Annotated in this window: 10 protein-coding genes; 3 read left to right on the forward strand and 7 right to left on the reverse strand. The window is 70.4% G+C overall.

All coding sequences use genetic code 11. The annotated features are described in order from the left end of the window. Positions 1 to 40: 40 nt before the first annotated feature. A complete protein-coding gene (locus NMN56_RS09225; RefSeq protein ID WP_274042439.1) occupies positions 41 to 988 on the forward strand; it encodes a (2Fe-2S)-binding protein in 948 nt (315 codons plus the stop codon). 61 nt (positions 989 to 1,049) lie between these two features. Here NMN56_RS09225 and NMN56_RS09230 read toward each other — a convergent pair whose 3' ends face one another. The 4 genes from NMN56_RS09230 to NMN56_RS09245 form a co-directional block, all read right to left on the reverse strand. Next, positions 1,050 to 1,526, reverse strand: coding sequence for a (2Fe-2S)-binding protein (locus NMN56_RS09230; protein WP_274042440.1), 477 nt, complete (start codon positions 1,524 to 1,526; stop codon positions 1,050 to 1,052). A 14-nt stretch (positions 1,527 to 1,540) separates the two neighbouring features. After that, the gene (locus NMN56_RS09235) at positions 1,541 to 3,877 is read right to left on the reverse strand and encodes a molybdopterin cofactor-binding domain-containing protein (protein ID WP_274042644.1); all 2,337 of its coding nucleotides are present in this window, start codon (positions 3,875 to 3,877) and stop codon (positions 1,541 to 1,543) included. Between the two features lie 176 nt (positions 3,878 to 4,053). Continuing rightward, positions 4,054 to 5,277, reverse strand: a complete 1,224-nt coding sequence (locus NMN56_RS09240) for an oxygenase MpaB family protein (protein ID WP_274042441.1) — start codon at positions 5,275 to 5,277, stop codon at positions 4,054 to 4,056. Between the two features lie 63 nt (positions 5,278 to 5,340). Continuing rightward, positions 5,341 to 6,570, reverse strand: coding sequence for an oxygenase MpaB family protein (locus tag NMN56_RS09245; RefSeq protein ID WP_274042442.1), 1,230 nt, complete (start codon positions 6,568 to 6,570; stop codon positions 5,341 to 5,343). Between the two features lie 200 nt (positions 6,571 to 6,770). Here NMN56_RS09245 and NMN56_RS09250 point away from each other — a divergent pair, with 200 nt between their 5' ends. Together NMN56_RS09250 and NMN56_RS09255 are read left to right on the forward strand one after the other, a co-directional pair. Beyond that, the gene (locus tag NMN56_RS09250; protein WP_274042443.1) at positions 6,771 to 7,472 is read left to right on the forward strand and encodes a TetR/AcrR family transcriptional regulator; all 702 of its coding nucleotides are present in this window, start codon (positions 6,771 to 6,773) and stop codon (positions 7,470 to 7,472) included. 109 nt (positions 7,473 to 7,581) lie between these two features. After that, a complete protein-coding gene (locus NMN56_RS09255) occupies positions 7,582 to 8,724 on the forward strand; it encodes an acyl-CoA dehydrogenase family protein (RefSeq protein ID WP_274042444.1) in 1,143 nt (380 codons plus the stop codon). Between the two features lie 205 nt (positions 8,725 to 8,929). Here NMN56_RS09255 and NMN56_RS09260 read toward each other — a convergent pair whose 3' ends face one another. From NMN56_RS09260 to NMN56_RS09270, 3 genes are all read right to left on the reverse strand, one after another. Continuing rightward, the gene (locus NMN56_RS09260; RefSeq protein ID WP_274042445.1) at positions 8,930 to 10,543 is read right to left on the reverse strand and encodes a gamma-glutamyltransferase; all 1,614 of its coding nucleotides are present in this window, start codon (positions 10,541 to 10,543) and stop codon (positions 8,930 to 8,932) included. Beyond that, positions 10,540 to 12,051 (reverse strand): MFS transporter, encoded by a 1,512-nt coding sequence (locus tag NMN56_RS09265; RefSeq protein ID WP_274042446.1) that lies wholly within the window; start codon positions 12,049 to 12,051, stop codon positions 10,540 to 10,542. Before NMN56_RS09265 ends, NMN56_RS09260 begins: the two co-directional genes overlap by 4 nt. A gap of 191 nt (positions 12,052 to 12,242) precedes the next feature. After that, on the reverse strand, positions 12,243 to 13,886 hold the full coding sequence (locus NMN56_RS09270) for a hydantoinase B/oxoprolinase family protein (RefSeq protein WP_274042447.1): 1,644 nt from the start codon (positions 13,884 to 13,886) through the stop codon (positions 12,243 to 12,245). Positions 13,887 to 13,888: the final 2 nt, after the last annotated feature.

The following is a 13,888-nucleotide window of genomic DNA, read 5'->3' on the forward strand; positions in this document are numbered from 1 at the left end:
TCTTTTGGAGACCCGCAGTGCCGCACGTGGAAGTACGCCGATGACCACGACCCCGGCCCTCGCCCCAGCGACGGCCGCACTCGCCGACCCCTTCGCCGCGCCCCTGCCCCGCACGTACCAGCGGGTCATCGCCCTGTGCGAGTCACTGGACGCGAGACTTGTCTCCGCCGGGCCCGAAGTACGCCCGGACGGCGGGGAATTGAACGGCGCGGCACCGAATGGCACGTGGCTGGACGGCGAGGCGCTGAAGGGCACGGCGCCGAAGGGCACATGGCCGGACGGCGAGAACCTGGCCCGGGACGGGGAGGCCCTGGACGCATTCATCGGGGCCGAGGCGGCCCGTATCAGGGAACGCCACGGACACGAGCCCCGCAGGGACGTGGCCGCCTCCCGCGCGCTGCACGACTACCTTTGGTCCGTCAGTCTGCTGATCAGCGGCGCCTGGTACCTGGAGCGGCGCGTGCCGCGCCTCGCGCCAGGGGAGGTCGGTCTCGACTGCGCGGCGGGGGTGTTCGAGATCCTTCCCGGTACGGACTTCGCCTGCCTGCCCGACGATCCTGCGGCCTCGGCTCCCGGCGCGCGCGTGGTGGCTCACGAGGAGGCGCTGCGCGCCGAGTTGCGGTCCGCCGTGGCCGATCACGTAGGGCCGCTGCTCACCGCCATCGGCCCCCGTGTCCGCCGGGGAGCGAGGGCCCTGTGGGGAATGGTGGCCGACGACCTGGTCTCCGGGATCTGGTACCTCGGCCGTACGCTCGGCGAGGAGGAACGGGCCGTCAGCGCCGCGGCACAGCTGCTTCCCGCCGCCGCACCACCGTTCCCCGGCGGGGCCGGCTTCCGCGAACTCGCCGGAAGCGGCGGCCGGCGGTACCGCACCCGTACGCGCCTGGGCTGCTGCATGTACTACACCCTCGACGCCGCCGAGGCGTGCCTGACCTGTCCCCGGACCTGCGACGCCGAGCGCGTACGGAGGCTGGAGAGCGAGTGCTGATCTCGCCGGTCACGCGGCGTCCCGCACAGGGTGAGGGCCGGTCGCGGCGGCCCGGGGGCTCTCACATGCGTGCGGCGCCGTCCTTGATCGCCTCGCGGATGCGCACATAGGTGCCGCAGCGGCAGATGTTGCGGATGCCGTCGAGGTCGTCCTCGGTGATCCGGCGGCCCTCTTCCCTGACCCGGCGTACCAGGGCGACGGCGGCCATGATCTGGCCGGGCTGGCAGTAGCCGCACTGGGCGACGTCATGGTCGAGCCATGCCTGTTGCATCGGGTGCAGCTCGGCGCCGGCGGTGGCGGCGAGCCCCTCTATCGTGGTGACTTCGTCCGTGGGCCGCAGATCCTTGACGGGGATCGCGCAGGGGTTGGCCGCCTTGCCGTTGACGTGGCTGGTGCAGGCTTTGCAGACGTTGATACCGCAGCCGTACTTCGGCCCTGTGATGCCGAGGATGTCGCGCAGCACCCACAGCAGCCGCTCGCTGTCGGCCGCCTCGACGGTGACCTGCTCGCCGTTGACGCGGAACGTGTGCTCGGGCACGGAGCCTCCTGAGGTCAACGGACGTGGTCCAGGCCGTCGGTGGGGGACGCGGGAACGGGCGGCACGGTGGGCTTGGGCTCGAAGGAGAGGGTGCCGTGGTTGAGGGGGAAGCTGGTCGGCATGGTGCCCGTGGCCCTGCCGTAGGCACAGGCGACGGCGGCCATCGAGGCGGCGACGCCCAGCTCTCCCGCGCCGCCCGGCTCTCCCGTGGTCGTCGGCATGACGATGATCTCCAGCTCGGGGGGCGTGTTCCACTGCCGGGTGTAGAAGTAGTTGTCCCAACTGGCCTCCAGGAAGTACCCGTCGCGCAGATGCAGGCTGGAGGTCAGCGTCAGAGCGATCCCGTCCATGAGGCAGCCCATCATCTGGGCCTCCAGGCCGCGTGGGTTGACGGCGAGGCCGACATCCACGGCGAGGACGGCCCTGGTGACACGCGGTCCTGTCACCCCGTCACGGATGGGGCGGCCGACGGTTTCGGGCCGGCAGTCGATCTCCACCAGTACCGCGCTGACCGCGTGGTACTCGGAGTGGAAGGCGATTCCCTGCGCGGTGCCCTCCGGCATCGCGCGGCCCCAGTTCCCGGCCTCCGCCACCTTCTCCAGCGCCGCGCGTGAGCGGTCGTCGCGCAGGAAGTCGCGCCGGAAGCTGAACGGGTCCTTTCCCGTCTTCGCCGCCAGCCGGTCGACGACCAGCTCCCGGGCGCAGGTGACATCCGGGGAGTAGACGTTGCGCATGCTGCCGGTGTTGAAGCCCTTGTCGGTCTCGGCGAGCAGCCTGCTGTGGAAGCCGAAGTCGTAGGGCGTCGACTGGGAGAGCTGGAAGAAGGTCTCGGAGAAGCCGATGTCGCCCACAGGCAGCCTCGCTGCCAGCGCGGTGAAGACCTCACCGAGCCCATGGCTGAGGTCCGTGGCCACGCTGGTGTGCCGTTGCCTGTAGCTGAGCACGGATTTGCCGAGGTACGCGGCGCGCACGCGGGAGGTGGCCATGGGATGGGTGCGCCCCTGGCGGGAGTCGTCGGCGCGGTGCCACATGAGTTTGACGGGCTCGCCGATCTTCCGGGAGATCTCGGCCGCTTCCAGCGCGGCGTCGAAGAACAGCCTCCGTCCGAACGAGCCGCCGCTCTCCGTGACATGCACGGTGACCGCGTGCGGCGGCAGCCCCAGCTTGGCGGCGATGGCCTGTTTGGCGACGATCGGTGCCTTCAGGCCGGACCAGATCTCCGCGCGGTCGGGCCGTACGTCGGCGATGGCGCAGTTGGGCTCCAGCGCGCTGTTGCTGCGGAAGGCGAAGGTGAAGGTGGCCTCGACCGACGGCGTCACCGGGGGGAGCCCGAGCGGCAGTTCGGCGTCGCGCAGCTCCTCGCGTACGGACGCGTCGGACTTCCCCTCGGCGCTGCCTGGCCGCCAGGACACCCGCAGGGCGCGTACGGCGTCGATGCACTGGCCGAATGTCCGGGCGCGCACCGCGACCCCGGTGGAGATCACCGCGACATGGGTGACGCCCGGCATGCCGCTGACCTGTTCGGCGTTGGCGACGGAGCCGACCTTGCCGTTGAGGGTGGGCGGTCTGCACACCATGGTGGGTCCGGCGTCCGGGACGTCGAGGTCCATCGCGAACTTCTTGCGCCCCGTGACCGCTTCGAGCGCGTCGATCCGGTTGCGCGGTGTGCCGATGACGGTGAACTCACCGCGCTCCTTGAGCTGTACGGACACCCGCCGCGGCTCGTCGCTCGCGGCCTTCTCCGCGAGCGCGCCGATGCCGATGCTCCCGCCCGCGAGGTCCGTGACGACGCCGGCCTTCAAGGTGAGGTCTGTGGCCTTCGCGCCGAGTTCGACGGCCGCCGCCTCCAGCAGCCGGCCCCTGGCGACCGCAGCTGCGACCCTGATCGGGGTGTAGGTCGAGATCGTCGTGTTGGAGGCGCCGGTGAGCTGGTTGAACGCCAACTCGGGCCGCGCGTCGGCCAGCGTGACCCGGACCCTGTCGAGCGGTACGTCCATCTCCTCGGCGATCAGCATGGCCGTCGACGTGGTGATGCCCTGACCGACCTCGGCCCGTGGCAGAGCGAAGGACACGGTGCCGTCCTTGTTCACCACGACCTTGATCAGGTTCGAGGTCGGCCAGGCAGCCGCCGTCATCACGTCGTTGAGGTCGACCAGCTCGGTGAGGTCGGGCGACGGGACCGCCGCCGCGGCGTCCGCCGCCGAGGGGGCACCGGCAGCGGCGGCCTCCGGCGCCAGTGCGGGCTCCGCCGCGGTCGCCAGGGTCGGAGCGGCCAGTACGTAGCCGAGGAACCGTCGCCTGCCGATGCCCTGCGCGCCCGTGGAGGACCTGGCCGTGCGGGGGCCGGCCAGGTCCCGGCGGTCCCGGTCGTCGCCGGTCACCGATGACGCCCCTCATCCGTGGCACCCGTCGCTCTCGCCGGTCCGGCACGGCGCCCGCTCGTCTTCATCCGTTCTCCTGCGGCTCGTTGGCGTGCTCCCGCGTGATCCGGGAGGAGGGACCTTCCCGTCAGCGGCTGGACCGTCGTTCAGGAGGGACGGTTCGCGTCGGGGATCTCGATGCTGATGGGTTTTCCCTCGGAGAGGAAGAGCAGGACGAACCTTCGGATCGCCTCCTCCATGGTCCAGGCGGCCTCCGGGACCAGCGGCAGCGGAATCAGGCCCTCGCGGAAGGCCACCAGCAGCGGCCACGCTCTCCTGATCACCGGCTCCCAGAACGGCTCGTCGGACAGCTCGATCAGGTCCCCGACCCGGTCGCCGAGCGTGTACCTCGCGAACGCGCTGACCAGCGGCCGGCTCAGCCCGCCGTCGATCTCGGCGACGATGTCGAGCAGCACGTCGGTCAGCTTGACGCCCTCGGGAGTGCGCCCCAGTACCGGGTCGAGGAGCTGTTTGGACTGGGCGTTGGCCGCGTCCCAGGTGGCGGGAACGTACTCGTCACGGACGCCGAGCAGGTGCGCGGTCACCTGCCACACGTGCAGGTACGCCGCTGACTCGGCGGGCGAGACCCGCACCTTCCACTCCAGCATCTTGCGCATGACGAAGGTGGGGAGACTGTGCCAGGTGACCAGGATGTCCGCCTGGCTGATGGGGATCTTCTGGCCGCCGCTCGTTCCTGACCAGCCCGGGGACTGCGGCAGCAGATGCCGTACGGCCGCGTGCACGAGCCGGGTCTTGACCGCGGTCACCTGCATCGAGCCCCGGGGCTGATAGGCGTCCAGGTCCCCGACGTCGTAACCCAGCTTCGCTGTCTTGGCGATGCGGTCCTTCATGTCCGCGCCGCCCTTGGAGTAGTACACGGCGCGCGCTTCCCGGGGTATGGCGGTGCTCATCAGGCCGCTGCCCAACCCGTACAGGGCACCGACGTAGATGCCCTTGGTCTTGTTGAACCGTGCGGCGGTGTCGAGCTTGCCCTGGTCGGCCCAGGTGGGCAGTTGGCGTGCCGTGTCCATGAACTCCCGCAGGTCGGCGGGGAGTCCGTCGGGCAGGGGCTGGTCGTTACGGGTCCAGGTGCGCAGGAGCTGGTTGACCTTGGGTACGTCGCCGCGTTCGATCACATCGGAGACGATCCGGTCGATCTCCTCGTCCCACACCGAGTGGGGGTCGCTGCCCGCTCCCGAACCGGCCACCGAGCCGCTGGCCGCCCAGGACCAGGCGCTTCCCGCGCGGGCCGGTGAGGCGGCGCCGAGCACGCCGAGTGCTCCCAGCGTTCCGCCGGCGAGCAGCATCTTGCGTCTGCTGAGTTCGTCCATGCCTGAACTCCTCCTTGCGTTCTGCCGAGGGGAACCGAAATGCGCAGGGGAGTGGTTCCCGGGTCAGCCGGGACGGTTGGTGTCGGGGATCTCGATATGGACCTCGCGCCCCTTGGACAGGTAGAACAAGATGTACTGCCGCGCCGCTTCGTCGATCGTCCAGGCGATCTGCGGGACCAGCGGCAGCTTGATCAGTCCCTCGCGGAAGGCCACCAGCTTCGGCCATACGGTCTTGATCGTCGCGTCCCAGAACGGGGCCCGCGGGATGCCGTCCCAGTCGGCGACCTGGTTGCCCACCAGGTAGCGCGCGAGCGCGTTGACCAGGGGCCGGTCGAGGCCGCCCGGGCTGGTCTGCTCGGCGAGCTGGCGCAGCAGGATGTCGGTCAGTTCGACGCCCTCGGGTGTGGGGCCGAGCACCGGGTCGAGGAGCTGTTCGGACTGGGCGTCGGCCGCGTCCCAGGTGGCGGGAACGTACTCGTCCCTGATGCCGAGCAGGTGCGCGGTCACCTGCCATATGTGCAGGTAGGCGGCGGAGTCGGCGGAGCTGATGGGGACGTCCCAATCGCGCATCCTGCGCATGGCGAAGGTGGGCAGCGTGTGCCAGGTGACCAGCATGTCCGCCAGGCTGATGGGGATCTTCTGGCCGCCGCTGGTCCCTGACCAGCCCGGCGATTTCGGCAGCAGATGTCGTACGGCCGCGTGCACGAGCCGGGTCTTCACGGCCTCCACCACGATGCTTCCGCCGGGCTGATACGCGTTCAGGGCGCCGACGGCGAAGCCCAGTTTGCTCGTCTTGGCGACACGGTCCTCCATGTCGGCCCCGCCCTTGGAGTAGTACACCGCACGCGCCTCTCGGGGGATGGCGGTGCTCAGCATGCCGCCGCCGATTCCGTTGAGCACGTTGAGGTAGAAGCCCCTGGTCTCGTTGAACCGTGCGGCTCTGTCGAGCTTGTCCCGGTCGGCCCAGGTGGGCAGGTGGCGTGCCGTGTCCATGAACTCCCGCAGGTCGGTGGGGAGTTCGCCGGGCAAGGGCTGGTCGTTGCGGGTCCAGGTGCGCAGGAGCTTGTTGACCTTGGGTACGTCGCCGCGTTCGATCACGGTCGCCAACAGCTGATCGGCTTCCTCGTCCCACACCCAGTGGGGGTCGCTGCCCGTTCCCGAGCCGGCCACCGAGCCGCTGGCCGCCCAGGACCAGGCGCTTCCCGCGCGGGCCGGTGAGGCGGCGCCGAGCACGCCGAGTGCTCCCAGCGTTCCGCCCGCGAGCAGCATCTTGCGTCTGCTGAGTTCGTCCATTGCCCTGAACTCCTCCTTGAGCCGCCGAAGTCCTGGCTGATACTCTGATACAGATCGTGTAACCGTGTATCTTCAGCGAAACGCACTCCGGACCGGAGTGCAAGACTCGCGGCTCAACTTCTTTGTAACCGCCGGTAATTCGGGGAGGGTCAGGGTGTATGGGCCTGCTTTTCCCGGAATGCGCGCCAAGAAAGGCGACCGTGGAACCTGTGTTTTCCTTCCCTGCCACGCCCCCTGGCTCGGACTCCGTCCTGGAGCGTGCGTACGCGGAGGCCGCCGAGGCCGCCGAGACGACCGAGCGTGCCGACGACAGCGACGAGATCACCACGCGCGTGCTCGATGCCGCCTTCGAGCAGTTCTGCCGCATGGGCATGCGCCGCTCCACCATGGAGGACGTCGCCCGCAGGGCGGGCGTCTCCCGGATCACGGTCTACCGCAGGTTCACGTCCAAGGACGCGCTGGTCGAGCAGGTCGTCCAGCGTGAATTCCGGCGCTACTTCGACCAGTTCAGCGTCGACGTCCAGAGCGCTGAGACCGTCGCGGACCGCGTGGTGCTGGGCTTCGTCAGCTCGCTGCGGGTCATTCGCGGCAATCCCCTCATCGGTGGCCTGATGGCAGCCGAACCCGACGCCGTCGTACCGTCCATGACCGGCGACGAGGGCCGCACCCTGGCCGTCGTACGGCAGTTCGTCGCGGGCAGGCTGCGCCGCGAGCAGCAGGCGGGCAACGTCGCGCGCGACGTGGACGTGGAGGTCGTGGCCGAGATGATGGTCCGGATCTCCGCCTCCTTCCTGGTCATCCCCAGCCAGGTCATCGACATCGACGACGAGGAGCAGGTGCGCGAGGTGGCCCGGCGCTTCCTCGTCCCGATGCTGGAGCCGCCGCGCCCTGCCCGCCCATAGCGCCCTCCTTCGCGGGCCGTCACGGCAGCAGGTTGATGTGCCGCCGGACGCGTCGTGCGGGGCGACCGGAAGAGCGTGACCCACACCGTTTCAAGGAGGGACGCACACCATGCCCCGAGTGCTGACGGACGAGCGCCGCGACCTGGTGAAGGCGGTGGGCGACTTCTGCCGCCGCGAGTGCGGCACGAAGGAGCAGCGGGACCAACTGACCGCGGACGGCAGGGAACCGCACAACCAGAAGCTCTACGAGAAGATGGCGGCGCTGGGCTGGCTGGGCATCGTCGTCCCCGAGCAGTACGGCGGTGCGGGGCTGGGCATGGCGGAGCTGTGCCTCTTCCTGGAGGAGACCGCCTACGGGCTCGCTCCGGTCAGCGGATTCGCCACGACGGTCATCGCCGCCGCCGCTTACGAGAAGTTCGGCACCGAGAGCCAGCGGCGCCTCGTACTCGAAGGTGTGGTCAACGGGCGGGTCGAGGCGGTCTCGATGTCGGAGCCGGGCGCCGGCTCCGACGTGGCGGCGCTCACCTGCCGCGCGGAGCGTACCGCCGGCGGCTATGTGGTCAACGGGCAGAAGACGTGGTGCTCCAACGCGCACTTCGCCGACCACATCCTGCTCATCGCGCGTACGTCACGGGAGGAGACCAGACACCGGGGGCTGACCCAGTTCATGGTGCCCACCGAAGCGGAGGGCCTGGTGATCAGGGGGATCGACACGATGGGCGGCCGGGAGGTCAACGACCTGTACTTCACCGACTGTTTCGTCCCCGACGCCGCGGTCGTCGGCACGCCGGGCCAGGCGTGGAAGCAGCTGATGGTCGGGCTGAACCTGGAGCGGATGATCCTGGCCGCGCTGATGCTGGGCACCGCCAGGCGTGCCTTCGACGACACGGTCGCGTATGTGCGGCAGCGCGAGCAGTTCGGCCGTCCGATCGGCTCGTTCCAGGCGCTCAAGCACCGCATCGCGGACATGGCCACCGAACTTGAGTGCGCCAGGCTGCTGGTGGACGACGTCGCGTCCGCGATCGACGCGGAGCCCGGACGCGTCTTCGCCCGTGAGGCGTCCATGGCCAAGCTCAAGTGCACCGAACTGGCCAAGCATGTGGCGCTGGAAGGCATGCAGATGCTGGGCGGCTACGGCTACGCGACGGAGTACGGCATGGAGGCGCTGCTGCGTTCGACCGTTGTCTCCACGGTGTACGGAGGGACGAGCGAGATCCAGCGCGACATCATCGGCACGTCGTACGGGCTGTAGGCGCGCGCCGCCGGCAGCTCTGCTTCGGGGGGTTCGGAACCGGGCCGCCCGGGACCGCCACCCGCCCTGGACCGCCACCCGCCCCGAGCCGGTGAGCGGCCCGGCAATCCCGGGCCGCTCACAGACAACAGGGGACAGGGCCCCAGGACCACAGGGCACACAGGGACGGAGTACGAGGTGCGGAGAGGCCGGGGCGCCGGAGAGGTCAGGGTGCCTCCGCCGCTCCCACCCTTCGGGGATCGGCGCACGCGTGGGCCGTACCGGTGGCGGGGTCGAGGGTGATGCCCTCGAAGTTGCCGGTCAGCGCGTTCCAGGGGTTGATGACCCTGGTCCACAGGCGTTCCCGTTCCGCCCAGCCCCGCACCTCGCGCAGTACCTCGCGCGGGAACCCGGACTCCAGCAGGTTGCCCGGCTGCCAGCCCCGTTCGGGTGTGTGCGGGCGGGCACCGAAGCGGGGCGCGCGTACGGACTCCTCGATGCTCATGCCGAAGTCGACCAGGTTCACCAGGTTCTGGAGGATGTTGGCCACCAGGGAGACCGAGGGCGAGCCGGACACGATGACGGGTTTGCCGTCCCGCAGCACGAGGTTGGGCGCCAGGTAGACGGAGGCGCGCTCACCCGCTCCCGGCATCACGCGCTGGAAGAAGGAGCCGCCGCCGGAGAGCTGGAACCCCTCGCAGAAGAGCCCGTTGACGAACCCGGAGGCCATGTGCGAGTGGGTCAGGGAGGCCACGTCGCCCGCGGCGTCCACGACGGAGACATGGATGGTGCCCGGTGAGGGCGGCGCGGCGCCGGGCGGCGGGGCCGTCTCCAGCAGTGCCATCCGGGTCCTGGCGTGGTCCTTGGAGAGCAGCACCTCCAGCCGCTCCCGGTCCTCGGACAGATCGCGCCGCAGCGGGGGCGCGTAATAGGCGGTGTTGTGTGCCTGGATGAGCAGCCGCAGCGTCTCCGGCGAGACGCTGGACGGCCCCAGCCGTGCCAGGTCCACCGTCTCCAGCATGTTCAGCGCGCCGATCAGCTGGACGCCGCCGTCGTCGGGCGGCGGGGACGCGACGATCCGGGTGTCACGGTAGGTGCCGCTCACCGGTTCCTGCACGCGGACCTCGTACTCCTCGAAGTCCCGCTCGGTGACGACCCCGCCGTCGCAGCGCACGGTCTCGGTGAAGGCGCGCGCGAAGTCCCCGAGGTAGTAGTCCATGCCCTCGTCGCGCAGCCGCTGGAGCGTACGCGCCGCGCGCACCTGCCGGATCGTCTGGCCCGGTACGGCGAGGTGGCCCTCGGCGAAGAACACCTCGCGCATCTGCGCGGAGGCCCCCAGGTTGGCCTGCTCGCCGTAGGCCGTGCCGTACAGGAACGGGTTGACCTCGAACCCGTCGGTGGCCGCTGCGATCGCCGGTGCCAGCAGACGGTCGGCGCCCCGGGTGCCGAAGCGGCGCCTGGCCTCGTCGAAGGCCGGCCACCAGCCGGGCACGGGCACACCGCGTCCGCGCGTCAGATCGGCCCCGGTGAAGTCGGGGAGCGGCGCGAGCGGGGCGTTGACGTTTCCGTTGAGGTAGGTGGCGGTGCCCGTGCGTGCGTCCCGGTGCAGCAGGCTGAGCCCGCCCGTCAGCGAGGTCATGTGCGGTTCGACGACGAGCTGGGTCGCCGCGGCGGCGAGCGCGGCGTCGGCGGCGTTGCCGCCTTCGCGCAGCACGTCGCGCGCCGCGCGGGTGGCCAGCGGATGCGAGGTGACGACCATGCCGCTTTCCCCCGTGACGGGGGGCTTGGGGCCGTAGCGAGCGGGTGCGACGGGATCGCGCCCGGTGGACGGTGCGCTCATGGCTGTGAGTCCTCCTTGGACAGGTCGGGCCGGGACGCCGGCGGTTCCGCTGCCGTGGTCCCGGAGGCGCGCGGTCCCGGCACGGCACCCGCCGGTTCGGCGGGCTCGCGGTCGGTGCCGGTTTCCGGGGGTTCGCGGTCCGCTCCGGCTCCGGCGGGTGCGCGGAGAGCGTCGATGGACTTCGGCAGGGCGAAGGCGGCGACCAGCGCGGAGCCCAGGCAGATGGCGGCCATGTACCAGCCGAAGGAGACCTCGGTACCGGTGGCGGACACCAGCCAGGAGGCCAGCAGCGGTGCGGTGCCGCCCAGCAGCGTGGTGCCCAGGTTGTAGTTGAGCGCCGCGGCCGTGCCCCGCACATGCGCGGGGAAGCTCATCACGTAGGCGGTGGTCAGCGGGCCGCCGATGATGTTGTTGAGGACGGTGAAGATGACGACGGCGATGAACGCGAGGAGGAAGGAGCCCGACTCGATGGCGACGAACGTCGGCACCGTGAACAGCACGAAGACGCTGTAGCCGAACACCAGCAGCCGTTTCCCGCCGTACTTGTCGGCTATCCAGCCGCCCCAGATCGCGGCGGGCGCACCGACGATGTACGTGAGGATGGCCGCCAGCAGCGCCTGGTCCTCACCGAAGCCGTTCTGCACCAGCGCGGTGACGAAATAGCTCTGGATCATGAAGGAGCCGACGCGCTGTCCCGCGCCGAGGCCGATGGCGCGGAGCATGTCCCGCCAGTGGCAGCGCACGGCCTCACGGAACGGTGTCTGCTCGACCGAGTTGTTCCGCGCCTCCTCCAGCACCCGCTTGTACTCGGGTGCCTCCGTGGTGTGCCGCCGGATGTAGAGCGTGACCAGGGAGAGGGGAGCGGCGAGCAGGAACAGCAGCCGCCAGCCCCAGGAGTTGAAGGCGTCGGCGGGCAGCGTGACGATCAGGACGTACGCGATGACGGAGGCGATCAGCGGCCCGAGCGAGGTGGAGCCGACGGCCCAGCCCGAGAGGTAGTTGCGCCGGTTGCGGGGGCCGTGCTCCAGCAGGAAGTTGGTGGCGACGGTGTACTCGGCGCTCGCGCCGAGCCCCTGCACCAGCCGGCAGAACGCGAGCAGCACGGGCGCCGCGATACCGATCGCTGAGTAGGCCGGCAGTACGCCGATCGCGACCGTGCCGACCGACATCATGACGATGGTCAGGGTGAGGACGTACTTGTGGCCCTTCACATCGGCCAGCCGTCCCATGAGCGTGCCGCCGATGGGGCGGATCGCGTAGGAGAGGATCAGTCCCAGATACGTCGAGATCAGCGCGACCGTGGGGTCACCGCCGGGGAAGAACGTCCGGGACATGACGACGGCGAGGATGCCGTAGAGGGCGTTGTCGTACCACTCCACGGCGTTGCCGAGCATCGCTGCCCAGAGCACTCGGCGCCAGGGGGCGCCGGTTGTCTGCTCGGCGCGCGGATGCTCGGGCGTCGGATCGGCCAGGGAGGAAGTGGCAGGTGGTGCGGGGGTGCTCGGCATTGAGACACCTCCTTGCTGTGTCCAAGGGCGGCTCGGGGCGGCCCGGGGCGGGTGTGCCCGGGAGGGGAACGGATCGTCGTCTCCGGCGCGGGGACCCTCGTCTCCCGCGCCGGAGGAAGCGGGTGCTGCGGACCCGGAGGAAGCGCGGTGCCGCGGCTCCGGGGGAGCGCGGTGCCGCGGACCGGGGGGTGTTACCGGGAGGTGTCGGTGACGGAACCTTCGCGCACGTCGCGCTCCAGCTCCCGCGGATCGCGTTCGGCCGGATCGCCGTAGCCGCCGGCTCCTGCCGTGACGATGCTGACGCGGTCGCCTGGCTGCAGCACCGTGGCGCCGCCGCTCACCGGCTGCGCCCCGTCGCTGAGTTCGACGGTCGCGGGGGAGCCGGGCAGACCGCCGTCCAGCCCCCAGGGGCGGGAGAGCTGACGGCTGGTGTCGAGCTGGAACCGTACGTCGTTCTCCTCCACGCGTACGGTGCGCCTGATGCCCATGCCGCCGCGGGTCCTGCCTGCGCCTCCGGAGTCGGGCACCAGCTCGTACGCCTCGACGACCAGCGGATATTCGGTCTCCAGCGCCTCGACGGGCAGGTTGGAGGTGTTGGTGACGTGGACCTGCACACCGTCCAGACCGTCCTTGGTCGCACGCGCTCCCGAGCCGCCGCCGATGGTCTCCAGATAGACGAAGTAGCGGCCCGTCCTGCTGTCGAGCCCCGAGAAGTGCACCCCGGTGTTGGCTCCGTTGGAGGCGGCGGTGACCCGCTCGGGAACGGCAGGGGCCAGGGCGCCGTGGATGAGGTCGACCACGCGCTGACAGGTCTCGGTGCGCCCGTTGACGGCCGCGGGTTCGACGCAGTTGACGATCGAGCCGAGGGGAGCCTCGATACGGATGGGCCTGTGCAGCCCAGCGTTGGAGGGGATGTCGGGATCCACCAGGGTCTTCACCGCGTAGTAGACCGTGGCGTACAGCGCCGTCCAGACCATGTTGACCGAGGCGCGCACCTGCGGCGGATTGCCGGCGAAGTCGAAGTGCAGTTCGTCGCCCGTGACGGTCACCCGCAGCCGCAGATCCAGCTCCTCCTCGCCCAGTTCGGGACAGTCGAAGCGGTCCGTGAACGTGTACGTGCCGTCGGGCACCTCGGCGACGGCGGCGCGGGTACGGCGCTCGGTGTAGTCCAGAAGCGCGGCCGAGGTTGCCCGCATGGTGTCGCGGCCGTACCGGTCGACCAGCTCCGAGTAGCGGTTCACGGCGAGACGGTTGGCCGCCATCTGCGCCCGGAAGTCCGCCTTCCGCTCGGCGGGCACCTGGCAGTTGGTGAGCACGAGCTGAAAGATGTCCTCGACGATGACGCCGTCCCGCGCGAAGCGCACCGGCGGGATGCGGACGCCCTCCTGGAAGATGTGCGCGTGCCCGCGGTCGCCGAAGTCGGCGTGGTGGGCGAGGTTGGCGGCCCACGCGGTGAGCCGCCCCTCGGCGAAGACCGGGGTGACCAGCACCATGTCCGGAAGGTGCGAACCGCCGCCGGAGTAGGGGTCGTTGCTGAGGAAGGTGTCGCCCGGCCGGATCTCCTCGGCGGGGAAGCGCTCCAGCACGGCGGCGACGACGCCGATGAGGGAACCCAGATGCACGGGCGAGGCCAGCTCCGCCTGGGCCAGCATCTGCCCCTCGGCGTCGAAGAGGCCGGCCGTGCAGTCCCTTCGCTCCTTGATGTTGCTGGAGTAGGCGGCCCGGACCAGGGTCTCGCCCATCTCCTCGACGATGGAGGCGAGGGCCGAGCCCATGACCTCCACCAGCACGGGGTCCACGGCCCCTGCGGCGGTTCGGTGCGCGTGCGCGTTCATAG

This window comes from Streptomyces iconiensis (genome assembly GCF_028657195.3).
GTDB classification, from domain to species: domain Bacteria; phylum Actinomycetota; class Actinomycetes; order Streptomycetales; family Streptomycetaceae; genus Streptomyces; species Streptomyces iconiensis.

Excerpts from the sequence above, each read along its gene's own strand:
- NMN56_RS09225 (WP_274042439.1), top strand. The coding sequence starts at position 41 with ATGACCACGACCCCGGCCCTCGCCCCAGCGACGGCCGCACTCGCCGAC.
- NMN56_RS09240 (WP_274042441.1), bottom strand. The coding sequence starts at position 5,277 with ATGGACGAACTCAGCAGACGCAAGATGCTGCTCGCCGGCGGAACGCTG.
- NMN56_RS09245 (WP_274042442.1), bottom strand. The coding sequence starts at position 6,570 with ATGGACGAACTCAGCAGACGCAAGATGCTGCTCGCGGGCGGAACGCTG.
- NMN56_RS09255 (WP_274042444.1), top strand. The coding sequence starts at position 7,582 with ATGCCCCGAGTGCTGACGGACGAGCGCCGCGACCTGGTGAAGGCGGTG.
- NMN56_RS09260 (WP_274042445.1), bottom strand. The coding sequence starts at position 10,543 with ATGAGCGCACCGTCCACCGGGCGCGATCCCGTCGCACCCGCTCGCTAC.
- NMN56_RS09265 (WP_274042446.1), bottom strand. The coding sequence starts at position 12,051 with ATGCCGAGCACCCCCGCACCACCTGCCACTTCCTCCCTGGCCGATCCG.
- NMN56_RS09270 (WP_274042447.1), bottom strand. The coding sequence starts at position 13,886 with ATGAACGCGCACGCGCACCGAACCGCCGCAGGGGCCGTGGACCCCGTG.